Here is a 22531-nt window from a genome sequence, read left to right on the forward strand (position 1 = left end):
CGGAAACCAGCCAGGATGAGCAATCACCTGACGGGCCAGGGAATGAGGACAGCGAAGCCAACAGCGAGCAGCCCGAACCGGAAGCGCAGCCCTCAAATGGGGGAAGCGACGATGGTGAGACTGGTCCCGCCGAGGAAAGTGAAGCCGACCAGCCTGAAAATCCGGGTGACAGCCAGCCGACCGAGGATTCGGAAACCAGCCAGGATGAGCAATCACCTGACGGGCCAGGGAATGAGGACAGCGAAGCCAGCAACGAGCAGCCCGAACCGGAAGCGCAGCTCTCAGAAGGGGGAGGCGAAGAAGGTAATTTGGAACCCGACGAGGATGATGGCACCGACCACTCTGACAGCGGCGAAAAAACAAAGGCTGCATACACGCTGGGAGATCTTCTACTCAATACTTTTCAGTCTCGTGAGGATGAAGCCGGTACGGATATGAACAACATCCGTGTTGAGTTGCTAAATCCAACAAGTGTGCGAGTGAAAATCGACAAGAAGTTTTACGATTTGTCGGAACAGCTTGCGGAGAGCGTGAGTAGAAAAAGCGGATTGGCCATAAAGGGCAAAGGTCACGCATTGCGTACTGCATGTTTGCCTGTAGCCAGTAGTGGCATGAACCCCTTTGGGGCCAAAAAACTGGTCACAGGTGAGTCAGCACATTTTGTTATCGCTGCAGACATGAGCGGGTCGATGGATAAACTGGCGGAAAAATCCCTGACAACCATGCTTTCTTTTGCGAGCGAGCTGAAGAGCAAGGGTGACACCTGGGTGGATGTCATCACCTATTGGCGGAACTATGAGTGGTTACGCAATGAGATGGGCGTAATCACAGAACCGAAGCCATTAGAAGCGGTGATAGGCATAGTCAACAATCTGGACCGGTTTCCGGACATCGAACCTGATGGGCTTACACCGACTGCAGAAGCGATCACTTTCGCAGCTCAGATGCTTGCGTCTAGTCCATATGAACGACGAGGCATCATCGTGATCACTGACGGTCACCCAGATGAACCCCATCTAAACCTTTGTCAAAACCTGGAAAAGAATGGCATAGAAGTTTATGGTTTAGGGCTTACAGAAGCAGGCGTTGAAGCGGTTAAGGTAAATTTTACCCACTATATCAACGCATCAGACAACAATCTTGCAACGGCTCTTATGGCCGCAACCGCATAAAAGATTGACCGATGAAGCCATGCCCTGACCGGGTGTGGCTTTTTTTTATGAAAATTATGGTCTAATATGATTATGTTTTTATAGCAAAACGGCCATACTATGCGATCAAAAAAGACAAAAAAGCAGATTGTGATCACGGCGATTGCCATGATCCTGCTTGCCTCTGGAGAAGCGGCTAACGCCAGCACGTTCAATCTTGCCACATCCATCAACTGGAAAAGCTGCTCTAAGCCCATGATCGTAGGCCTTTGCGGAGCCCCTGTACCATATGGCTATATCGTATCGGAGTGGCTGCCTACCAATTTTGATGGGACAGTTAAAACACCAGGATATTTCATGATGCCGGGCGTTGGATCATTGATCGCTGGAATGTTCGGAAAGGTGCTTGGACACACGGAACAGGTTAGTCAAAATGGCACGGACAATACTTTTGTCGTACACATCTGGGGATTAACCAATCAGATATTAGCGCTTTCGTCGGCTACGTTGTCATGCTTTGGGTGTTCACTGTCGGCTGCACAGGGGCTGAGGTACAACGCAGGCATCGGCGGTCAAGAAAAACCATCCGGGGGAAAGTGCGGCGATTCCAGTGTTATTGAAGGTAAAGCGATTGGTGCCATGGCAAAGCTGGCAATGGCAATCCCTTACATGCCGATTCCAGAATACTTTTCTGAGCTGGATTCCCTGAATTGGCGAACAGGGTGTAGAGATTTCAGCATAGTAAAGATGCTCAAATCCAATTCGTTTACCTGCAGCGCTGAAAGCGACACAAAAGGGATAGGCGATCTAAGCGCAAAAATAAGGAGCATTGTCGGTAAAGACGCCTGCATTGGCGACTGGGGACCCCTCTACCCAAGGCAGATGCGTGACATTGGCCCAACCAATGTCATCGCTTCTGCAACTGAGGCTTACAGAGGAATGAGCGAAGCCGCAACCGTATTCGATACCATGTCGGCACCACTGTCACTATCCGGAAAAATGCAGGAAGCCTACCCGAAAGTCAGCAAATGCTTTCACCCCGGTGCGAGCATAAAAAAAGTGACATCAGAAACAAAAGGCAGCAAAAACGGGAATTATGGTTGGATTTATTGGGTACACACCAGCTGCTGTGTCCCGTTCACAAAATATGAACAGTGCGTAGCCAGGATGGCTACATAAAGGAAAAGATATGAGCGCAAGAAATTTCACCGCACACAGCATTAAGATCAAGTATGGACGCAGAAGGTATGCCAACATCACCATCGGCGGAATACATAAGACCATCCATGGATACAGTGTAAGGGTAATGGGTTTTGTGATGAAGCCAGACGGCTCAAGCAGCTTCACGATCAAATCCATCATCGTGGATAGATGGCCGACCAGTGATATGAAGTTTGAGTTAAGCGTAAAAGAAATCTTGCCTGAAAATAACAAAGAATCAATCTCCATCATGGAGAATGGAGCGACCAGCGTGGGCAAAACAGATGATGGTTGCGAAATCTACATGACAGCGGATCAGTATCCAATGACGGTAGAAAGCAGCCATTTTGACGGGGGGATGATTTCCAATACAAGCCAGTCTGTGCACTGAAAATATGCTACATAGCGATAGATACGAAGCGATAACCTCAGAAATCGAGAACGCGGTTTTTCCATCGCAGTTATATCGTTATGTAAGGAGCATATACCCAACGAATGGGAACAAACTGGATAACGAGGAAGCCAGATTAAGAATCAAACAAATACGCATGGACATATTCTCTGAAGCAGTCCGTGATTTGGGCATAAATGAGGAGGCTGCATTAAAAATCATAAGCTATGCAATAGAAAGAAAATATGCTGCTTTAGGAAGAAAAGTAACCGCAGACCTTAAAAAAACGATGATCACAGGAAGAACGGAAATAGTTTTCGGTGTCATAGAAATGTTTGTTGACACACAGGGAAACGAGAATGTCAGAGTTATTGATATACCGCTTATTCCGAGCGCAAAAGAAATAAGCGAAGCGATCTATTCCACAATGAAAGGATCGTGGTGGTCCGCCTTAGCTGAGGTGAAGGCCAAGAAGAAAGGCCTGGTATTACTGAGAATCATAGATTCGGTACACGAAATGAATGGAGAATTTGCGGTTATGCCCTACTCAGAACTTGCTTATGAGGATGATTACGAAGGCATCGAAGAAGGGCAGCCCGCTTTAATTGCCATTGCTGAGACTCCCCAATTAGAAAGCTGGGAACTATCAGGTAAAGTTATTAAACCGCGTTTATTCGCATCTCGCGCCATAGACAGATTCCCGGCAATAGTTGGTCCCAGACTCGGGATAATAGGGAATGGTTACACCTGTTCCGGGTTAGCTATTTACGAGATTGATCCTAAAGAGCAGGAGGACAAATCTTTATCAACGCTTATCCGTTCAGCAGAACAAAATGCAACCATACTGGGCGTTGAAAGACTGGTTTTCATTCACAAAACAAGAACAACATACGCTGACACACTCGTAAGGCGACTGGCACGAGATATAGCAGGCGTTTCTCTGGTTCGTGACCCGATCATTATCGACAAAGAAAAAGGGAAAAAAAGGATTGCAAAAATACACGTTCCATTTGGGAAAGGTAAAATAATGTCTGGTAAGCATGGAAGAAATTTGAAAGCTATTTGTAGATCGGCATGGATCGACAGCCTCGAAGTCGTTGAGGTGGCTAAATGAGTTCGATGGCAGTTTGCCTACTTGGCATATCCATGCTGGTCCACACGAGAGCACCAAATCTCGAAACGGGCATGAATCACGAGATAGCCTCCGCCATTTGTTACGCGGGGAAAAACTATGGACTGAACCCAAGAATCCTCGCGGCCTATACGTTGAATGAAAATGGTAACTACAATGTGGAATTACTCAAGCCTGCGGCAGTTGGTTATGACGCCGGCATCTTCCAGGTTAACACTGCGATCAATCGGAACATGCCCATGATACGGTATGCGCTTTACCCGGCAGCCGAAGCCTCGCTTGCCGCACAAATAATCAAAAGAAATTTCTCTGAATTTGGGTACACCTGGAAAGGGGTGGCCGCATATTGGTCACCACTGGAAGCGCAGAATGATGGTGCGCAAGCAATTCAGTATTTTGATAGATGGCACCGACATTTCTTGGAGGTGAGCCAGTTTTTCGATAAAGCGAAGTCAATTTTGGATCATACGGGAAAGGTGAAGAAATGATAGCAAAAACAATGTTTATGATTTGCGTGGCGGTTGTGCTCTCTGGGTGCGCAACGCAAATGCAGCTCAAAGAAGAGCGGCAAAATACCCAGGAAATAGCTTCAATCAAGAAAGATATGAATCGTAACCAGTTAGCGATTCTGGCAGTCAACAAAAAGGTAGATGCCCTTAAATCTCTCGTGGAAGGGCCAGGCGGGCTCCCGGCAGGGACCCAATCGAAGTAACTCATGAATCAGAAAGAAGGAGCCTAAAATGGCGAATGAAGACACAGTAAGTAATGGACAATCCAGCAGCGTGAACCCCGAAAAGGGTAACAACAAGCCACCCAGAAAAGGGGCACGACCAGCCCGCGCGCCAATTCGCGGTGCCGAATACATCGAAGGGCAGGGCGGCCGAAAGAAGGTTGCCATCGAAGAGTTTGAAGCCCGGATCCTTGCCGGACGGAAAATCGACGTGACTGTTCTGAATCCGCTGACCCATTCAGTGGGAACCATGTTGATGCCCGCCGATCGCGCCCTTCAACGCCTGACTGAAGATCTGGCCATGACCTCCAGCAAGCAGAATCGCGCCAAGTACCGCGAGGCTATTGCCGAGTTTGAAGATGCGCAAAGCGACTTTATGCAAGCGATTTATAAGCTGGTAGAAAACTCTGGTATGGAAATCAGTCCGTTCCTCAAAAGACGGATTCGGCGTGCAGATGGCACCGAAGAAATTGAAGGTGAAGACACATCTGGCGGCGTGCAACAGAAAGCTTCTACACCGGTTCTCTGACCACACCCAAAATTCTGCGGGTAGTTTTACCCGCAGAAGATATCCGAATAGGAGAAAAAAATGAGAGCTGTAAGTGAATGGTTGGGCTTATTATTTGCTGTACTTGCAGTTATTTACGCGTTCAGTATATGGCAGGCGGCGCCAGACTATAGACCGATTGAAGCTTGCAGGCCGGTCATTTTTGCCACAGGTATCATATCCGACCTGACGGGAGCTGCCTCTGCACAGGTGGGTAGCGACACAGAAAATTGGATGGGTGACATTAATAATGGCTGCTTATCCTACACATACAACCTTTTTGTGAAAGATCAAAACTCCTGAATGTTTAGGATTTTGTGGGTATTTTTCGTAGCCGCTTCCCTTGTAGTTTTGGGATTATGGTTTTTTGCGCCAGTACATTACATAGAATATGTTTCTATTTTGAGCGGGTCGGGATATGCCGGGCCGGTTCTCAAAACAATCGGCATGAATCGCTCGATTGGCATGATTACATGGATCATCGCCGATTTTGCCCATGGACTGTTCTACGGCGTGGCGGCTTCCGGACTTGGATTCATCATGGCCTATGCGATTTTCAGGTACGCCATAACGGTAGAAAACAGAGAGGTTGAGTCAAGGTCATCAGTAGTACTAGATAAAATTGGCGGTCCAGAAAGCGCCTACGTGGCTGTTGAATTGAAGTTTTATAGTATGAAAACAGCTTTTAATCTATCGGATCAATCAATCAAGTTACAAAAATATAGAGGTAAAATTAAGGTTCCTGGATGGGCTACACCCTATGAAATAGAACTATTGAGCATTCTTTTCGAGCATCGTGATTGGCCATCGGATGTCAGCGACTATCATGGGACAAATTTGTATGAACACAGTGTTTCCGTATGGAAGTACGTAGCCAATACCATGAAAAATAACAATATCGACCCAAAAAGCCCAACCGCACAAATCTCCAGATGCCTAGCCTTGACTCACGACGCAGGGAAGATCCTTGCTTATAAGAAGCGCGACGGCGCGTGGGAAAAAATCAGTAACCGACACGAGCAGCTGGGTCCGGTGGTGATGCGATCCATTGGAAGCTTCTGGTCCATGGATGCTGAAGTCCGAAAAGGCCTCGAAAAGTCTGCAGCCATCCTTCTGAACGGCGATAATCCAGTGATAACCGGGGTTGCGGTAGATACCGCCGTCAAGGCTGTTCGAGCTGCAGACATGTTTGTCACCAATAAAGAATGCATGGCGCATCCAGATAAGCCCAAGGAGCCTGGCGCAGCTTTCAATACCTCTCAAGCCCCAAACGCGGTTCAGCATATCGACCCTCAATTGATTGGCAGGATTTTTGATTCCAGCATAGATACCCTGATAGAAAAGCTCAAAATAGGCAAAAATTCCGGTTCAAAAAAGGCTCAAATCAATATTGAATACAAGAATATGGTGTTCATCGATGCAATAACCTTTGTAAGCCACATCATCGACTCTGCAGAAACCTCCGGGATACTTGGCCTGCAACGGCCGACCAGTAGTGTCCTGAGCAAAGATGCAAAAATGATTCTGGAAGCCCTGACTAAAGGCGGTCAACTCATTACAAAGATAAAAGGTAAAGAAACCGGAGACTTAGGGCTTTTTTCATTCAAAACAAGCAAGGTTAATCTTTTCAATGTCGTATGTATAGAATGGAAATGGCCGCAATTTATCGTAGATAATCAAACCGAAAACGTAGTAGAATGCGCAGTAAAACCAGTTTAACCCCCTGGAGGAACGTCAAAAATGGGTAAAATGCCCCTTAAAATAACTGCTTTAGCCCTTGTATGCGCAGGCATGTCTGGTGTCGCTTTCGCTGATCACTACAGCCCAGCTGTACCTTTTCAGAATAAAATGGCGCCTTCCCAAATCATAGGTGGGGTCTATATTCCATCCCACGAAGAGCCTGTCATGATTCAGCCGGGTTCTGTCCCCTTTGCTGCACATTCTGTTTCAAACACGGAAAAAGAGCAGCAGGCCCTCAACAACTTGGCGAGCGGCCAGGAGAGTCAAACCGCACAAGCAGCTCTGGCCAATCTCCAAGCTTCAACCAGCCCTGCCAACCAAAATACGCAAGCCATGAATAACGTGCCGCCCTTAGTGGCCCATGACCCCGAACATCCAAACGCTACACCATCATCGGTTCAGCAAACTTTGCCTACACCCAATCAGACCACATCTGAACCAAAAGTGAAGGTCCATATTGATAAATCCTCTTATCACCTTATGGACAAAAAATTAAAAGAATCATCGATAAACCCACACAAACATCTCCAAGTGACCATAAAAAAAGCCGAAATTAAGCCTGTTTACATGGCGAAGGGCGGTGTTCAGATGAGCACGTCGTTACGCGCTTTCTTGGTCAAGCATGGGTGGAAGCTGCTCTGGAATGACAAGCATGACATCACACCTTACTTCTCAACGACCTACTCAGGACAAAGTGTCGCCAATGTTCTTAACCAAATTCAAAAAATCTACCCACAGTTCAAAATCCAAATGTGGGGAGTTAACCGCGTCGTTACGGTAACACCTTACACGAATCAAAACGCGATGGTAGCCTTTGACGGAGGAAAACAATGAACAAGAAAGCAGCGATCATCCGGGCTTCTATTTTAGCGGCAATTGGGATAGGACTTGCCGGTTGTGCTCAGCCCAGCATGAAAACGATCAGCGCACAGCAGGAGGCGCTTTATCATAAAGCAGAGGCCTCCCAGTCCGTACAGACGGTACACATCATGAATCGGGCCTACACGGGTGGATACGCATCCCAATATATCAATCCTGCGGACCAGGTACGGATGTCAGCGAACAATTCCCCTGTCGGCGCCATGGTCAACGCCATCGCACAACAGAAAAATTATTCCGTATTTTTTGCCCAGGGTGCCAATCCAACACGAACAATCACCGTTTCGGTCGATGGGCAGAGCACAGATAGCGCTATCAGGACAATGGCCGAGGCTGCCGGTTATTGCGCAATTATTCAACCGAACGCCAGAAGAATCATCATTGCTAAACATGGCACTTATATATTCAGCGTCCCAACAAGCATCCTCCAAAATGGACAGGCGAAATACAAGGTAGGCGGCAATAGCGCGGTCAGCGGCTACGAAGAAAGTTCTAGCACTGGCGATGGATTAGGCGGTGGCAGCAGCAGCAGCAGCAGTAGTGGTGGCGGCTCATTGAATGCCAGCTTTACCATTAAAGGCAAAACCAGCAATCAAAAATCAAATGACCTCAAGCAGCAGCTGCAGTCTGTTGCCGGAGCTGGAAGCCATGTTCAGGTGGATGCGCAAACAGGGATGATCAGCGTCACAGCCAATGCCACCGGACTAGCCAGGGTGGATGCCTTCATTAAAGATTATGTTGCCCAGGCTGACAAGCGGGTAGCGGTGCATGTGGCCCTCCTGGAAGTCACACTTAAAAACGGTCTGCAGTATGGCATCAACTGGAACAAGATTATCCAGATCAGCGGCACGCAGGCTATGGGACTTGGATTCGTCAATGCGGTACCCGGTTTATCCTCCAGTTCCACCTCCCCCATATCCTTATCTGCTTCTTCAGGCAGCAATGGGGCCGATGCCATTACGGGCAGCCTCGGTTCAACCAGCCAGAGCTACCTCAACTATTCCGGTCAAACCATCTCCGGAATTATCAGTGCCCTTCAAACGGTTACCAACACGCGCATCATCAGTCAGCCTACACTGGTGGCCGAAAACAACACGCCTGCTACGATCTTTTCAGGGCACAAAGTCCCTTATATTGGTGATGTGCAGTCCAATGTGGCCTCTCTCGGGGGCACAACCAGCACAGGCGCTTCGTTCTCCTACGCGGTCAACGGACTCAGCCTCTCAATCGTGCCAAACATCATGGGCAACCATCTGGTTAGCATGAAAATAATTCCCTCCATATCTAACATCACCGGCTTCACCACGGGCGATGTGGACGGCACGAAAATCAATGCGCCGGATCAGCAGTTACGCCAAATGTACCTGCAGTCCCTGGTCCCTAACGGCAAGACCCTCATTATTGGCGGCGCCTCGACGACATCCTCTGAAAACGACAACAACCAGACCCCGCTTTTGGGAAAAATACCGGGGCTAGGGTATCTATTTAAGGGGATTAACGACCAGGGAACTACCAGCCAGCTAGTCATCCTCGTGCATGCCGATATCATTCCGGCACCCAAATATAACCCCCTGGTCTCGGAGGCATTGTAATGCTTTGGAAAAGGGGCAAGAAAAATCAACCCATCCAGAATGAAGATGGCAGTATAGATGCCATTTTGATTGATGAGGATGATGACCTCGTTGATGGTAGCGGAAAGATCGACAGCACTCCCAAGAGTCGCCCAAAGCAAAAATCAGCCGGGCCATCGGAGATTTATATTGCAGCCGAACTTTCCAGTGGTCAGGTGGATGTTTGGCGGATAACGCGTGAAACCTCTGAGATTATCAATGTGGACGATATTCCAGCGAATGCCGTTATTCTCCGCTTTACCGGAAACGATTTAAGCACGTCAAAGAAGGGCAAGAACGCCAAGGTTCTGAAAAATGAACTCAGAGTGATCTTGAATGACAATCCGGTGATAAAGTCGCATAGAAATATCGCGTATGCGACGACAAAATCAGAGCTGATCCGATTTGAGAATCGTCAAGCGCCTGGTATCTGCGTATTGCTCAGCGTGCAAAAGATGCCGGGTGGTGATCGCATCATCGGAATTTACGCAGAAGGCATGGATTCCATAGCGGTTGCCGCCTATATCGATGAGACAGGTGAAATAAAAGGCTATGCCGTTAGTACGGATGCTTCTGAATCCGGAAGGGAGGAGGTAAGCCGTCGAGCGCGGTTGCTAATTGATGGTGACGTTGGTGATCTACCTGCCGTTTGGGTAAAAGCTTCTTCGTTAAGCCTCCCCAGCAAAAAATTATTGAGCTTCGCTTATCCGATAGATGGCGAATTAGCAGGCAAGCCCGCGACTTACTGGGGCGGTATAGGCATTGCAGCGGGCGTGGTTCTGGTGGTTATTTCTGGTGGATTACTGGTGAGCGCGAATAGCCAGTTAGCATCTGCAAAATCAGCCATGCAAGTAGCCATGCAGGATCAAGGCAAAGGCGAGCAAGAAATAAAAACATTATTCAAAAAACATGTTCACTATGTTGAATCAAAAAACTCTGTCAACCTGACGAAAGGGATCGTAGCAGCGAGCACGCTTTGGCAGCCGGGTGAATTAGCCACTTTATCCATGTCATCGAACGGAGCCCCTTCAGGAAGAAGCAATCCTGACAAAACTCCGAGCAACGGGATCACCATTTTGGTAACCCCTTTCATAAGCGCCGATGGATCCGTTCAGAACGATACCCAGTGGCTTCCTCCTAAGCTCTTGATGTCAAAAATTGAAAAAGCCGCCCCGCATGGATATCGGATTGATGCGGTTCACATGAACCCTTCTGGTCAAAAATATGAGGTCGTTTATGAAGCGGATAAGCACTAAAAACAAAGGGATCGCCTTTGGCGTTTTGGCTATCGCCTTATTAGCGGCTGGATCAACCATGTTGCATGACTCTGTGCACATCAAACACCAGGCCAGACAAACCCTCTTGATGGCCAGAAGCATCAGTATGCGCAATGCACACGAGATGGTTGTGGCTGACCAGCTCAAAAAGAAGCTGACTGGCCAACCATTATCCATGGCTGCGCCACTTAGCCAGCTCGTCCCGATATCCGTGCAGAACATTAACCGTACAAGCGAAGCCTTTGGGGTAAAAATTTATCGGTTTGATGTCAACGCCAAAGTCTTCGGCGGGCAATATAACGCCATGGGAATCACATTGCGGAACATAGGAAAACCTGTACCTGGCTACCCCGGGATAAAGGGACAGGAAATAAACATAAAGGGTGAATGGAAAACTTTGGACGGCTTTCATCAATGGGTGGATTACTTGAAATACATCGGCCTCGCTATACCCCATATCAGCATTACCGGCCAACACTTTGAAATGGATGTAGAGGTGATCGGCTTATGATCAAAGGATTCGTCACCTGGGAAGAGGGAAAGCGTTTTAATATCCCCAATATACTTGCTCCCGAGAAAACAGCGGGAGACATCACGGAAGCCTTGAATATCATGGGGTTCAAGCATGAGCAAATCAAATTTCTGGTGGATTACTCGCGAGTATCTGCTGTTGATATGGCGGATGCTATTACTGATCTTGGTTTGGGAACCAGCGAAAAGGTGACAAAAGCAGAAAGCATCACCTCTGGCTTACCCTATTTCCCTGCTGCTGCTGCAGACTATGTTAAGGCCAATTTGCTGCACAGCTACGCGCCAGAAATCCGTGCGGAAGAATCGAACATTCCTTATGTGCCTGTGGGTATTGATGAAAATGGGAAAGTGCTTATCGCTATAAGCAATCCGGCCAAAAAACAGGAAACCATCAACAGCCTGCATAAAAGAACCAGGAAAATAGAGTTCTGCCTCGCTGCCAAAAAAATCATTCAGAACATTTACCGCAGTGAATTTTTCGACACTAGAAGTCTGTTTACAAAGGCAAGGGAAAAGACGCATTCAGAAGAACGATTCAAAGAAATGCTTCAGGCACTCCTGATCCATGCTTGCTATCAGGGCGCGTCTGATCTTCATTTTCTCCCCTTGCCTAATGGGGCTGGAGCCGTTTTTATCCGAATTGATGGCGTCCTCGAACCATTTGTGATCTTGCACCGCAATAATCGCGGAGCCGAAGGCGAAGAGCTGGAATACGACCGCATCATACAGGTTATAAAAATGGATACCGCATCCCAGGACGGCGTTATCACAGAAGGAACCCTTGGTGATTCGGTCCCCCCGGCCATCGCCGGCAAATACCAGTTTCGTGTAGAAATCACCATGACGGTCAGAGGAGCAAGTGCGGTTATCCGTATTCTTTCTGTGTCCGACGACACCACAGAGTTTGAAGAAATTGGTTTTGATGACATCACTAAAAAAAGATTGCTCCACTATGCCGGACAAAGCGCGGGCATGCTGATTGTGACTGGACCTACCGGATCAGGCAAAACAACCACCCTGAACGCGCTGATGAAAACCATTGATCCGCTTTCGGAATCGGTACAAAGCATCGAGAACCCCGTAGAACTGCAAGTCGGACTTTGGGCCCAGCACCACGCCAAAATTCTGGACAACTCCAAAAGTGAAGCCCAGACATGGATTCGGTGGTTCAAAGCACTGATGCGCCGCGATCCAGACACCATTCTGTATGGCGAAATCCGTGATGCCGACACGACCGCTGTTGCGCTGGATGGCGCCAACACAGGGCATAACGTCTTTACCACCATGCACACCAAATCAGCGTCTAGTGCCGTCCAACGGCTCCGCAACATGAAGCTGGATAGCACGGGCGAATCCCTGGATATGGACGCTGTTTCTTCGACACTGCACGGAATTCTTGCGCAGAGATTACTCCGCAAACTGTGTAATTTCTGCAAGATTCCTGATGACAGGGCAGAAAGCCACCATCAGATTGAAAAAACCATCGAACTGGAATCCGGACAGGTGATTTATCGGCACAATCCAGATGGTTGTGAAATATGCCACGGTAAAGGCTATCGCGGCAGGCACATGATTTATGAATTGCTCCATTTCACAAGAGAGGTCCGCCAGATGGTCTCCAGCAAGGCCCCTATCACCGAACTGGAAGCGGCCATAGATCCCCATCTGACCCTTTGGGGCACAGGGATGTTTCTCGTATCTCGCGGAGTAACTTCCATTGACGAACTTCGTCGCGTGGCGTTGGAAGATATTGAATAAAGGAATCCAAAAGTGAACTTCGTTTATCATTTTGAGGCAAAGCCACAAAACGGTCCTGTTTTTAGCGGGAAGGTTATGGCAACGAGTATGGAACTCGCGCAAAGCAAGCTTTCCCAGCAAGGCCTCCGTGTCATTGAAATGCGCATGAATGCAAGCGATTCACTGGATCTTATTGTTCGCAAGACCGCAAACGGGCGGGAGATGGCTCAGTTTTACAAAACCCTGGGGCGAAGGCTGGGTAATGGTAGCGGCTTAGAACAGTCTCTGGAAGAAAGTATGGAGTTCACACTGGATTCAGTGCTGTCCGTCATTATTTCAATGATGCTGGTCGCCGCAAAAAATGGAGCTAATATTGATACCTGCATGCAATATGCCGGCATCGATAAGCGCGACGTTGCCGTGATCCGCGCTTTGCGCGAAGCGGGGGATGCCCCAAGAGGTCTGGGCGATTTGGCTTCTGAATACCAACAGACGTATTCTCTCAAAAGAAAGTTACGTTCGGTGTTCCTGGAACCGTTATCCATTCTCTCTTTTTCTTATGCGCTTATTTGGGGCGTATTTGTCTTTGCTGTACCCAGAATCCAGCACTTTTATGCCCAACTCCCTAATGCTTCACTCCCTGGGTATGTGAAAAGCCTCTACGCCTTTGTGGATATGTTCGATGCCCATATCGTTGTCTCGACTGTACTCTATCTCTTGATTGTGCCACTTCTGATTTTGATTATCAGAAGTCCGCTATGGGCCACTGTTCGCGACAATATACCCAGTTTCAGGGCGCTCTCAGAAAGGAGTGATCACGCTATGATATGGGCATCCTATGCCTTGCTCTATGAAGCGGCGATCAACCGTGCTGAGGCCGCCGAACTGATTTCAAAGAGCGCAAAAAGAATGGATAGCCGCGCAGCACTGGCCAACATGGCCATCGCCATGCGTCGCGGGCGTGAGCCTGCAAGAGCCGTTGCTGTAGCGGGTTTCCCAAGATTCGTTCAGGGGGCGGTTGCCAACTATCTGCGGTCTGGCAGCGCCGACGATGTAGTAGAAGGCTTACGCCTGTTTTCCCAAAATCTGGCAGAGGACGTGGACCTCCTTTCTGAACGAATTACCACCCTGGCGAGAAATGCAATGTATATATTGATGGGCGTCATCATTTTTTTCGTCGCCATGATAACCGCTGTCCCGATGATTGAAACAGCCCTTCACCAAGTTTAATGAACAGGAGCTCAACGTGAACAACACAAGTGATGATGTAAAAGAAATTTCCAGCGAATCGGGCGTATCGCTCATTACTTTGCTGGTCGCCCTGGCCTTGATTGTTATTTTGGGTGTTTTAGCCATCCAGAACTTCAATTTCGGCAAGAGTAAAGGCGAAATCATGTATTCCCTCTCAACCAGCCTGGCCAGTGCTGCCAAACGAATGGAAATTGATACTTCCTGTTACCCGTTGAACACGGCACAACTTTTTAATTACACCACTTATGGCTCCACGACAAATACGTGCGGTAGCTCCGTTTCATCGACCTGGAATGGGCCATACATTAACGTCTACAGTGATGTAAGCACCAATGACAATATCGTGTTACCCAAGTTTGGGCCAGGCGTCACGGCCACGATTACCAAGGTCGCTTCCTCGACGATTGCTTCCAACGCGGCAGACACTAACGCGATTGCCGTAGAATTCAAGAATGTTCCCAATAATGTCGCCAACCAAGCGGGAATCGCTTGCGGTATAGCTCCGGTAGGTGGCACGACAATCGGACAGAAAGGAAATAATTGCGCGGTTACAAGTGGAACCGGCAACACTTCTGACTTCTACTACGCTTTTGCGTACACCAACCAGTAAAACCGATGAAGCCAAACCGGAATGATGAGTCAGGCATCGCCGCGTTATTACTCGCGGTGGTACTGATGCTCGTCATTCTGGCCATGGTGGCCACGGCCGCCGCCTACACCAGTTCCATACAGTTACCGAGGATTCGTTATGAGCAAAGACAATATATCCAGTCTGCCGCCAACAGGATTGGCGACTATTATCGCGTCAATGCCTGGGCTCTCAGCCAGGGCACAAGTTTTCCATTAAGCAATGATCAATTACTTACTAATGCCGGAATAAATAAAAAATTTAATATACAGCTATGCGTAAGCCAGCAGCAGTTTTTAGGCGCTTACAAGATCCCTTATTACAATATTTGGGTTTGGGTGCCACATGCGGGCGGCGGCAAGCCTGCCGTTTGCGGCACCAATTCTTTTACACCAAATTCCGTGACAGATTATGACGAGTATTCAGGAGCCATCGCTCAACAGTCGCTCTTCCTTGCCACCGAGAAAACCATGCGTGATCTGGGCGCCAATCTGGTTACCGCTTTTGAAGCGGCCCAACAGTCAGGCGGCGTCCATAATGTAGATGTTGATTATTTCAAGCCGTATGGCTGCGATGGTGACAACGGCGCGGGGCCGCTAGGTTGCGCCGAGAGCTGGACAAACGCGTCAGAAATGTCTCTGGGCGACTGGGTGGGTAGCTCCAGTCTGTACCACAGAAACGCCTGGGGGCAGGAGCTTCAACTGGATAACACCACGCCAGTAGCCAACGATCAGGAACCCCCTTACACCATTTATATTAGGTCCGAATTGCCGGGTGGCGCGTACCTCGAAGAAGAATTTGCAGAGCCAATCGGCTAATACATCGTGGAGATAGAAACCAATGTCAATGTTTATCGATGAGTTAATCAATTTTCAGGACCAGACCTTTTCTGATATTCACCTCCACGAAGGGAGACACCCACGTTGGCGTACAAAAGCCGGTGAAATAGAAATAATGCCGGGCCTGAATCCGGTTACAAAGTCGGATTTTGAATCTATTCTCGTCCAGGCGGATCATTCACTGGAGTCAGAAGGAGCAGAGGCCAGGGTCGATGCGGTACTGGCTGACAACAAGGGCCAAACGGATTTTGCTTCTGTCATTAACGGCGTCCGTTACCGCGTCAGCATGTACTGGCACAATAGCCGGAAGCTTGGTGTTTCCATGCGAAAAATCTCTGAAACCGTGCCGGACATTACGGAGCTTGGGTTGCCGCAAAAGGTCCTGGAGCTTATTGATAGAAAGTCAGGGATCATTCTGGTTACTGGAGAAACCAATTCAGGGAAAAGCACGACTTTGGCCGCAATGATTCAGCACCGGGGAAAACGCAAGGAGCACATCATCACGGTGGAAGATCCCGTAGAATACCGGCATCACGAAAACGAAAGCGGGGCGCTAATTACTCAGCGAGAGGTCGGGCCATATCGGGATACACAATCATTCGATGACGCCCTGCGTTCTGCGTTGCGCGAAGACCCGGACGTTATCATGATTGGTGAAATTCGCGACCGGATATCCGCAGAAATCGCGATGAAGGCCGCAGATACTGGGCATCTCGTATTGGCAACATTACACACGCGATCCGCGCCAAGAACAGTCGAACGCTTCCGCAATATGTTCCCACAAGAACAGGAAAACGCGGTATTGCAGCAATTCTCTGATGCGGCACTCTTGATTCTCAGTCAGGCATTGGTGCCTTCGGCCGACATGAGCAGACGTGTGTTAGCTTACGAAATGATGACGAATACCACAGCCATTGCCGGGAACATCGCGAAAAATAATATCAACCAGATCCTGCGCGACATGGAAACTGAAAGGGAAATGATTACCCTGAATAAGTGCCTCGAAAAAATGGTCGCCGAAGGCAAGATTACCCCTGAAACTGCCAAGCGCACTTCATACCTTCCGAAAGAGCTGAAAGTCTAAAAAAGGTGAACGATGAAAGAGCTATCAACGAAAGGTCATAGCAAAGGTCAAAGTGGATTCACTTTGATCGAGATCTTAGTGGCTATTGCTGTGATCACTTTGCTCGCAGCGTTCATTCTGCCTTCGATTGACCAGTACATCACCTTTTCTCAAAAGCTTGAAACCCAGGCCGACGCCGAAAAGATCCGGAAAGCGATGACGCAAGCATACCTTAACAATGCGATGACCATTGATACGCAGACGGGGCCAACAATCTGGATGAACACGGCAGGGACGGAGACTTTCACTACGGACTCGACTGTCCCTCTCAATGATCCAGCAGGGACAGAGACAGGATATCAGGCTTTAAGCAATTATACTGGGAAAGCCCCCAACAAGACCGCTGTGGACGGCTTTAATCGCCCTTGGCAGGTTTATGTTAGCGATTTGCTGTACGGCCATTACCTTTCATACACTATCCCATACCATGTTATTGCGTTTGTTTCTGTGTCATCAAACGGCGCTTCTCAGAATGACAGCGCATCCGGCGTGAAATTTGACGCCCAAACAGGTCAACTCACCTTGCCTCCACACGCGTCTGCCGCCATCATCAACGGGTTACCGATAGAAGAAAAGCTTTACAGCAAAACCATCAAAAAATTGCATACCATTGCAAATGCTTATGGCACCTACTTCACAACCACTTATCTCGCCAGCACGCAGCGCAATTTGGGCATGGATTATTTCGCCACGAGTGACAGCAACGACACGACGAATACCGGTGAATGGGATTCTACGAGTGAAATAGGGAATAGCGGAAACGGAAATGGCCCGGGTTTCCCATACCCTGGAGTAACAAACAGCCCACTCACCAACACTAATGTATCCGTTTGTGATGTCCAGCCGGCAGACTCGCTTTCTGGATTTGCCTCAGCATTGGGTCTTTCTGGTGAGTCCATGACTTCTGCCTGGGGTTATCCCATCGGGATCGGCAATGGCCCTAACTCCAACTCTGCAGCCTCCAGCTGCTATGGGGACGACCGGGATCCATCGTCGGCCAACGGAAATTTACAAACGCCGCCTTTCACGGCGTTTGTGGACGCCTGGGCGCCAGGAGGAACGCTGATAGCTGTTCCTGTTATTGGAGCCTACTAACCGCCAATATATGCAGAGAGGATTGACTGCAACAGTGCCGGACCATCCGATATGGTTCGGCATTTTTATTATTTGAGCAAAAAAAGCGCGATATAAATCGCGCGATTTTGAATGGGTTTTTAATCAGGGCATGCCAGACGGCATCCCAGGGCGGGGTGGAAGCACATGCACACCAGATTCACGTAGTAGTTGAGCATTCAGCGCTCTACCATGGGGGCCAGATGCCTGCTGCCCCATGCTTGCGTCATTTTCGCCACCACCATCTTCATTTGTTACCATCGGCGCCGCCGCATCCATAACGCCAATGGCGCCGACTTGGGACAGGCGGATGTAGTTGCCGCCATTAGGGCCATAAACCATCACCCCATTGCTGGTGACTTTCCCTACACGATAGGCCCCGAAAGAAGATCCAGACCGAAAGCTATGCACCGCATGGCCCATACGAATCAATGCGGTTCGATCGCCGGCATCCCCCATGATGGCAACGAGGCGCGGGGTGTTATCCATCTCCCGCTTTTTGACAACAGCCCTCTCGGCCTTTACGAATTGAGCGTGGAGCTGAGAAACCTGCGCATGTAAAGCGGCCACCTGCCTGGAGAGCACGGCATTTTCGGAGTTAACCGCCTTACTTGGGCCACCAGCCATCGAAGACTGCGGGTCTACATTGCCATTAAGGGCATCCATTTGATGGTTGATCTTTGCAATTTCAAGGTCATTCTTTTTGATTTTCTTCAATATATTCGTCGTATTATATTGGTTTACATAATTTTCATACTTGCCAATCTTTCCGGTGAACGGATCCACATCAGATCCATTACGTGTGACAACCGTTTTTTGCATACTTGGCGAGCGAAGGGTGGAATGGTGCAAAGCACCTGTATTATCAACATGTAGCGACCCATCAACACCAGCAAAAGCGAGCGCCTGAGAAGCAGAAAAAGCAATAATTATCGATGATAATAATGCAGTTTTTTTATACATAAGATGGCTCCTTATCAGATTTTCGCCCTTGAATGTGACGAACTATGCCAATATAATGCAAAGAACATCGGCGATCAATGATCGAAATCTGGATCAGGCTTGTAGAATCGCGGCCTTAGAGTTGGAGACAGCAGATGGATTTCGGGTCCCATAAGGACAAGCAGCAACCGGTTAAGCAGGAAGAACCCCAAGCCGTACCGGAAAAAGAAAATCGGAGCATCCCAAAGCCGGAAACTTTCGATGAGTTTTTTTCGGGCGAACCGATCGATACCGTGGTGGACGCACCCGTTATAGCGACTCAGGATCATACACCAGTCTCCGCTCCGGAAGATCACACAGAACCTGAGCCCACGGACCAATCAGCATCCGTGGTAGAACCGGTAATAGCGGAACCGATTATCGACCAACCCAACCAAGAAGAAGCGCCTGCTCCCAAAGATGAGTCAGAACCCTCGATTCAGTCACCCGCTTCACTTCAGCTGGACTACGGCAAACTCCCAACCGAGTCTCGCGTTGATGAAATGCTGGAGTCAGCCTCTGAAGCTGGACAGGTCACGGCGACCGGTCTGGCGCGGCAAACCAATTTTGGTTCCATAACAGACTATCTTCAAGGCTTCGGTGGTGATGATTGGCAACCATGGGTGATATACAGACGCCCAGGCGGAGGTATCGGCCTTAAAGTCGTGGCGCTAGGCTCTGTTGATGACTCTGCATTATTAAAAGCGAAGAACGTTTTCAAAGCGGCTACCAACGAAGAAATCATGTCGATGGAGGTCGTTAAAATCCCAGCGCATGAGATGGCCGGGATAGTGCGTATGAACCAATCAATAACGCCTATCATCAAAAAAATAAGCAATAAAAGCTATACTTCTCTGTCAGAAATTTCTAGCGACTTGATGAATGCGTCGTGTGCTGAGTTTTTGGCTACAAAAAAACAAATTAAAATCAGAAGAAACCTTAAAAACGGAGACACTTATAATATAACGACAGAAATCTTTGACTATCTTCTAAAGCTAGATGGGCAAGAACATGTGACGATGATTGATAACCAGTCATTCTTGCTAGCTATAGAATCCAAGCCACAAGAAGAGATACCGTTAGAATACCTTCTAAAGAAGATGGATCAACAGTCTGCAGACACCATAAAAAAACAGGCGAGAAAGGGTAGCGGCGTTATCGTTATAGCGGGGGAAAAGGTGGACGTGAATCTGGAAACGGCAATCAGTATTGCGGGAGCTGGACGCGATACCGATGGATTCGCTGCCTCAATAGGATTTAAGGTTCGCTCCTCTAAGTGGGTTAGCCTAGAACCAGATAGCGCCATGGTTCCATCTTCCGTCTCTACCGTCGCGTTGCTGATTGATACAAATAACATCCCGGAATTTGGGCGATTGGCGCAAACTTTAGCCAGTTCTGGGAAACTGGTTGTTGTTTGCATCAAGGCCTCATCCATACCGGAGGCGATGGAAGAACTGCTGAATAACGGAATGTCAGTCAGCTTCATGATTAACAGCGTACATCTGGTTGCCTTGCAAGCAAACTTGCCAATATTGTGCCAGGACTGTGCCAGAGTTGACGAACGGGAATCTACCGCTAAACACGTCAATGAAAACACCGCATGGCGAAGAACCTTAATTGACCAAGCCGCAAAGAAACTCATGCGCAGAGGGATTGGTTGTCCTTCCTGTAATTTTATCGGCTACTCAGACACGGCCAGAATAATTGAAGGCATTGAAATCTCTGAAAGCGATAAAGACGTCAAGAAGAGCATACAGCAACGTGATTTCGTGGATATGATGGCTTCAATCAATGTTCAAAAAAGACTATGGGCAACGAGTATAACCTATCTCGTCACGGGTGAAATTGATTCACGAGATATGGAAAAAAACGTGCAGCGTACTTTGTTTGGTAAATAGGAGACCAGTATGAATAAGATGGATTTTCCCAGAATTGTTGCGGCGGCGTTTATTGCGCTGATTGCCTCAATTATTTTTTGCTCACCAGCGTTAGCCTCAACGACCGCCACCAACACGGTAACAGGTTATTCAGGCAGCGATGCTGTTTCTACGATTGAAGGCATCTTGTACGGAGGGTGGGGCTTGGTAATTGGTATTATTATCTTTGCTACAGCTATTGGCATGTTCCTGAAATTAGGTTTGGGCGCAGCTTTGGTTGTCATGGCTCTGGGGGTGATAATTTTTCTGATTCCTCCAATTATTGAACACGCACAAGAATGGGGCGCAAGCCAAGCTGGTTACACCAAAACAACGGGATAAGAAGCAAAAAATACAGGTTTTAAAAGAGGAATAATAATGGACGAAGAGGGAAACGAGCCTAGACCATCACCAAGGCACATCGACAGGAAGAATCGGCTATTCGAGTACATGGTCATCCTCTTCGGCCCATTTTATTTACTCCACACCTTCTCTCTAATCGCTGGAGTGGTAACAGGAGTGGTTGCTTTGCCATTGTATGTTCGCTTTGTCAGCGATAAGCAAGACGGTTACTTGATACACTTAGCTTATAAGTTGGGTTTCCCTGTAAGAAATCTTATTTCGCGGAAGATCAAGAGACTAAGCCCGTAACACGAATTAAAAAAGGATTAAAAATGAGTGAACAGGAAGATCATGATAGTGAAGCCAATGGCTGGCCTAGAGGACGGTTTGTTGCCTTCATGGCTGCAGTAGAGTCTGTAAATAGCTATAAGAATTTGGTTATCGCAGGCCTCACTGTGGTTATCGTTGTGTTGGGCGTCCTTCTGGTTAACGCACAAAACACGGTAGGCAGTATGGCTAAGCACATCCCTGTCATGGTAATCCCTGGTGCAAGCAGCGGCTTATATTCACCGGGTATCAGCGCAGACAATGTTAAAAACCTGGCGATATATCTTATTAAGTTGCCTTTAGATATCACACCAGCCAATGTCAACCAAAGATACAATGAGTTTCAAAAATTTCTAAGTCCTGATGAATTGATGAATTTCCAGAGTCAAAAAGATGGCATCACCGAATCAATCAAGTCTCATGATGAGAGCCGCATATTTGTACCCGAAAACTATAAGCTGCAATCTCTCAGTCATAATCAGTATAAAATGACAACCTATGGGCATTACCACTATTTTTCAGGGAATCTGGTGTTAGGTGACCATAAGGAACGCATTACGATGGTTTTTACAGTCGCTGTATCGGCAACACCGAAGAATCCCTACGGTGTTGTCATCGACAGCTTTAATGTAACAAAGGAAGGCCAATGAACCGGTATATAAAGGCAGCCCTATTTAGCGTTGTACCGATGCTTGTCTCCCCTCTTGGCATTGCGCAAACCGTCACATGGACAGGCAAAGAATACATACCGGTACCCGTTCGTCGGCACGACTTAACCGAGCTGGAGATGCCAAATGCTATTGCTTCATGGTGGAGCGAGGCCCCTAATAGGATTGACGTTTCCCCTGTCCCTGGGACCAAAAACATTCTCAGTATACGCGCCTTGAGTAAAAACCCCTCACAGAGACTTTTTGTACGAGGGACGAACGGAACGATGGCTCTTCGTCAGATTGAGTGGGTAGGGGGTAGAATGCTGTGGAGCGGTCGTGCCCTGAATAGGAGTTAGCTGATGGTCCCTGAAGAGCTGTTTTCTCTCGCGTTAGGATTGGTTCCGCCGTGGTTGGTGGATCATGTGACTTTCACGGT

General features: G+C 48.2%; 24 protein-coding genes. 23 read left to right on the plus strand and 1 reads right to left on the minus strand.

Annotated elements, in window-relative coordinates:
* The 19 genes from BLW97_RS17445 to BLW97_RS17535 form a co-directional block, all read left to right on the plus strand.
* The coding region (locus tag BLW97_RS17445) for a vWA domain-containing protein (protein ID WP_143214977.1) at window positions 1-1172 on the plus strand (1172 nt) is incomplete at its 5' end.
* 147 nt (window positions 1173-1319) lie between these two features.
* Window positions 1320-2330 carry a hypothetical protein gene (locus BLW97_RS17450; RefSeq protein ID WP_143214978.1) on the plus strand — a complete coding sequence of 337 codons (1011 nt, stop codon included), beginning with the start codon at window positions 1320-1322 and terminating at the stop codon, window positions 2328-2330.
* Window positions 2331-2340: 10 nt separating this feature from the next.
* On the plus strand, window positions 2341-2742 hold the full coding sequence (locus tag BLW97_RS17455; RefSeq protein WP_031572083.1) for a hypothetical protein: 402 nt from the start codon (window positions 2341-2343) through the stop codon (window positions 2740-2742).
* Between the two features lie 4 nt (window positions 2743-2746).
* Window positions 2747-3856, plus strand: a complete 1110-nt coding sequence (locus tag BLW97_RS17460) for a hypothetical protein (RefSeq protein ID WP_031572082.1) — start codon at window positions 2747-2749, stop codon at window positions 3854-3856.
* On the plus strand, window positions 3853-4362 hold the full coding sequence (locus tag BLW97_RS17465; RefSeq protein WP_031572081.1) for a lysozyme family protein: 510 nt from the start codon (window positions 3853-3855) through the stop codon (window positions 4360-4362). Before BLW97_RS17460 ends, BLW97_RS17465 begins: the two co-directional genes overlap by 4 nt.
* The gene (locus BLW97_RS17470) at window positions 4359-4586 is read left to right on the plus strand and encodes a hypothetical protein (protein ID WP_031572080.1); all 228 of its coding nucleotides are present in this window, start codon (window positions 4359-4361) and stop codon (window positions 4584-4586) included. The genes BLW97_RS17465 and BLW97_RS17470 overlap by 4 nt, the downstream gene beginning before the upstream one ends.
* Window positions 4587-4614: 28 nt before the next feature.
* On the plus strand, window positions 4615-5133 hold the full coding sequence (locus BLW97_RS17475) for a hypothetical protein (RefSeq protein WP_075324097.1): 519 nt from the start codon (window positions 4615-4617) through the stop codon (window positions 5131-5133).
* Window positions 5134-5193: 60 nt separating this feature from the next.
* A complete protein-coding gene (locus tag BLW97_RS17480; protein ID WP_031572078.1) occupies window positions 5194-5454 on the plus strand; it encodes a hypothetical protein in 261 nt (86 codons plus the stop codon).
* Window positions 5455-6870, plus strand: coding sequence for a hypothetical protein (locus BLW97_RS17485; protein WP_075324098.1), 1416 nt, complete (start codon window positions 5455-5457; stop codon window positions 6868-6870).
* A 21-nt stretch (window positions 6871-6891) separates the two neighbouring features.
* Window positions 6892-7725, plus strand: a complete 834-nt coding sequence (locus tag BLW97_RS17490) for a hypothetical protein (RefSeq protein ID WP_075324099.1) — start codon at window positions 6892-6894, stop codon at window positions 7723-7725.
* Complete coding sequence (locus BLW97_RS17495) at window positions 7722-9362, plus strand: type II secretion system protein GspD (protein ID WP_075324100.1); 1641 nt, start codon at window positions 7722-7724, stop codon at window positions 9360-9362. Before BLW97_RS17490 ends, BLW97_RS17495 begins: the two co-directional genes overlap by 4 nt.
* Window positions 9362-10636 (plus strand): hypothetical protein, encoded by a 1275-nt coding sequence (locus tag BLW97_RS17500; protein ID WP_075324101.1) that lies wholly within the window; start codon window positions 9362-9364, stop codon window positions 10634-10636. Before BLW97_RS17495 ends, BLW97_RS17500 begins: the two co-directional genes overlap by 1 nt.
* Window positions 10617-11168: a hypothetical protein gene (locus BLW97_RS17505; protein ID WP_075324102.1), complete on the plus strand. Its 552-nt coding sequence runs from the start codon at window positions 10617-10619 to the stop codon at window positions 11166-11168. Before BLW97_RS17500 ends, BLW97_RS17505 begins: the two co-directional genes overlap by 20 nt.
* Window positions 11165-12946, plus strand: coding sequence for a GspE/PulE family protein (locus BLW97_RS17510; protein ID WP_031572072.1), 1782 nt, complete (start codon window positions 11165-11167; stop codon window positions 12944-12946). The genes BLW97_RS17505 and BLW97_RS17510 overlap by 4 nt, the downstream gene beginning before the upstream one ends.
* Window positions 12947-13021: 75 nt before the next feature.
* Window positions 13022-14155, plus strand: a complete 1134-nt coding sequence (locus BLW97_RS17515; protein ID WP_207650648.1) for a type II secretion system F family protein — start codon at window positions 13022-13024, stop codon at window positions 14153-14155.
* A 16-nt stretch (window positions 14156-14171) separates the two neighbouring features.
* Window positions 14172-14786 carry a type II secretion system protein gene (locus BLW97_RS17520; RefSeq protein ID WP_031572070.1) on the plus strand — a complete coding sequence of 205 codons (615 nt, stop codon included), beginning with the start codon at window positions 14172-14174 and terminating at the stop codon, window positions 14784-14786.
* Between the two features lie 5 nt (window positions 14787-14791).
* Complete coding sequence (locus BLW97_RS17525; RefSeq protein WP_031572069.1) at window positions 14792-15622, plus strand: hypothetical protein; 831 nt, start codon at window positions 14792-14794, stop codon at window positions 15620-15622.
* Between the two features lie 22 nt (window positions 15623-15644).
* Window positions 15645-16727, plus strand: coding sequence for a type IV pilus twitching motility protein PilT (locus BLW97_RS17530; RefSeq protein ID WP_077218534.1), 1083 nt, complete (start codon window positions 15645-15647; stop codon window positions 16725-16727).
* Window positions 16728-16739: 12 nt separating this feature from the next.
* Window positions 16740-17861, plus strand: coding sequence for a type II secretion system protein (locus tag BLW97_RS17535; protein WP_075324104.1), 1122 nt, complete (start codon window positions 16740-16742; stop codon window positions 17859-17861).
* Between the two features lie 123 nt (window positions 17862-17984).
* On the opposite strand, the gene BLW97_RS17540 is transcribed toward BLW97_RS17535, so the two are convergent.
* Window positions 17985-18842: a hypothetical protein gene (locus BLW97_RS17540; protein WP_075324105.1), complete on the minus strand. Its 858-nt coding sequence runs from the start codon at window positions 18840-18842 to the stop codon at window positions 17985-17987.
* A gap of 134 nt (window positions 18843-18976) precedes the next feature.
* Between BLW97_RS17540 and BLW97_RS17545 the strand changes: the two genes are divergently transcribed.
* The 4 genes from BLW97_RS17545 to BLW97_RS17560 are packed head-to-tail and all read left to right on the plus strand — an operon-like array spanning window position 18977 to window position 22095.
* Window positions 18977-20758 (plus strand): hypothetical protein, encoded by a 1782-nt coding sequence (locus BLW97_RS17545; protein ID WP_075324106.1) that lies wholly within the window; start codon window positions 18977-18979, stop codon window positions 20756-20758.
* A gap of 9 nt (window positions 20759-20767) precedes the next feature.
* Window positions 20768-21118, plus strand: coding sequence for a hypothetical protein (locus tag BLW97_RS17550; RefSeq protein ID WP_075324107.1), 351 nt, complete (start codon window positions 20768-20770; stop codon window positions 21116-21118).
* Between the two features lie 36 nt (window positions 21119-21154).
* A complete protein-coding gene (locus BLW97_RS20545; protein ID WP_075324108.1) occupies window positions 21155-21427 on the plus strand; it encodes a type IV conjugative transfer system protein TraL in 273 nt (90 codons plus the stop codon).
* 23 nt (window positions 21428-21450) lie between these two features.
* Window positions 21451-22095, plus strand: coding sequence for a TraE/TraK family type IV conjugative transfer system protein (locus BLW97_RS17560; protein WP_075324109.1), 645 nt, complete (start codon window positions 21451-21453; stop codon window positions 22093-22095).
* The last annotated feature ends 436 nt before the right edge of the window (window positions 22096-22531 follow it).

It is taken from the genome of Acidithiobacillus albertensis (assembly GCF_001931655.1).
Lineage (GTDB): Bacteria > Pseudomonadota > Gammaproteobacteria > Acidithiobacillales > Acidithiobacillaceae > Acidithiobacillus > Acidithiobacillus thiooxidans.

Coding starts and splice junctions, on each gene's coding strand:
- BLW97_RS17485 (WP_075324098.1), top strand. CDS start 5,455: ATGTTTAGGATTTTGTGGGTATTTTTCGTAGCCGCTTCCCTTGTAGTT.
- BLW97_RS17550 (WP_075324107.1), top strand. CDS start 20,768: ATGAATAAGATGGATTTTCCCAGAATTGTTGCGGCGGCGTTTATTGCG.
- BLW97_RS20545 (WP_075324108.1), top strand. CDS start 21,155: ATGGACGAAGAGGGAAACGAGCCTAGACCATCACCAAGGCACATCGAC.
- BLW97_RS17470 (WP_031572080.1), top strand. CDS start 4,359: ATGATAGCAAAAACAATGTTTATGATTTGCGTGGCGGTTGTGCTCTCT.
- BLW97_RS17530 (WP_077218534.1), top strand. CDS start 15,645: ATGTCAATGTTTATCGATGAGTTAATCAATTTTCAGGACCAGACCTTT.
- BLW97_RS17535 (WP_075324104.1), top strand. CDS start 16,740: ATGAAAGAGCTATCAACGAAAGGTCATAGCAAAGGTCAAAGTGGATTC.
- BLW97_RS17490 (WP_075324099.1), top strand. CDS start 6,892: ATGGGTAAAATGCCCCTTAAAATAACTGCTTTAGCCCTTGTATGCGCA.
- BLW97_RS17560 (WP_075324109.1), top strand. CDS start 21,451: ATGAGTGAACAGGAAGATCATGATAGTGAAGCCAATGGCTGGCCTAGA.
- BLW97_RS17540 (WP_075324105.1), bottom strand. CDS start 18,842: ATGTATAAAAAAACTGCATTATTATCATCGATAATTATTGCTTTTTCT.
- BLW97_RS17480 (WP_031572078.1), top strand. CDS start 5,194: ATGAGAGCTGTAAGTGAATGGTTGGGCTTATTATTTGCTGTACTTGCA.
- BLW97_RS17515 (WP_207650648.1), top strand. CDS start 13,022: ATGGCAACGAGTATGGAACTCGCGCAAAGCAAGCTTTCCCAGCAAGGC.
- BLW97_RS17525 (WP_031572069.1), top strand. CDS start 14,792: ATGAAGCCAAACCGGAATGATGAGTCAGGCATCGCCGCGTTATTACTC.
- BLW97_RS17460 (WP_031572082.1), top strand. CDS start 2,747: ATGCTACATAGCGATAGATACGAAGCGATAACCTCAGAAATCGAGAAC.
- BLW97_RS17500 (WP_075324101.1), top strand. CDS start 9,362: ATGCTTTGGAAAAGGGGCAAGAAAAATCAACCCATCCAGAATGAAGAT.
- BLW97_RS17455 (WP_031572083.1), top strand. CDS start 2,341: ATGAGCGCAAGAAATTTCACCGCACACAGCATTAAGATCAAGTATGGA.
- BLW97_RS17510 (WP_031572072.1), top strand. CDS start 11,165: ATGATCAAAGGATTCGTCACCTGGGAAGAGGGAAAGCGTTTTAATATC.
- BLW97_RS17545 (WP_075324106.1), top strand. CDS start 18,977: ATGGATTTCGGGTCCCATAAGGACAAGCAGCAACCGGTTAAGCAGGAA.
- BLW97_RS17475 (WP_075324097.1), top strand. CDS start 4,615: ATGGCGAATGAAGACACAGTAAGTAATGGACAATCCAGCAGCGTGAAC.
- BLW97_RS17495 (WP_075324100.1), top strand. CDS start 7,722: ATGAACAAGAAAGCAGCGATCATCCGGGCTTCTATTTTAGCGGCAATT.
- BLW97_RS17450 (WP_143214978.1), top strand. CDS start 1,320: ATGATCCTGCTTGCCTCTGGAGAAGCGGCTAACGCCAGCACGTTCAAT.
- BLW97_RS17465 (WP_031572081.1), top strand. CDS start 3,853: ATGAGTTCGATGGCAGTTTGCCTACTTGGCATATCCATGCTGGTCCAC.
- BLW97_RS17505 (WP_075324102.1), top strand. CDS start 10,617: ATGAAGCGGATAAGCACTAAAAACAAAGGGATCGCCTTTGGCGTTTTG.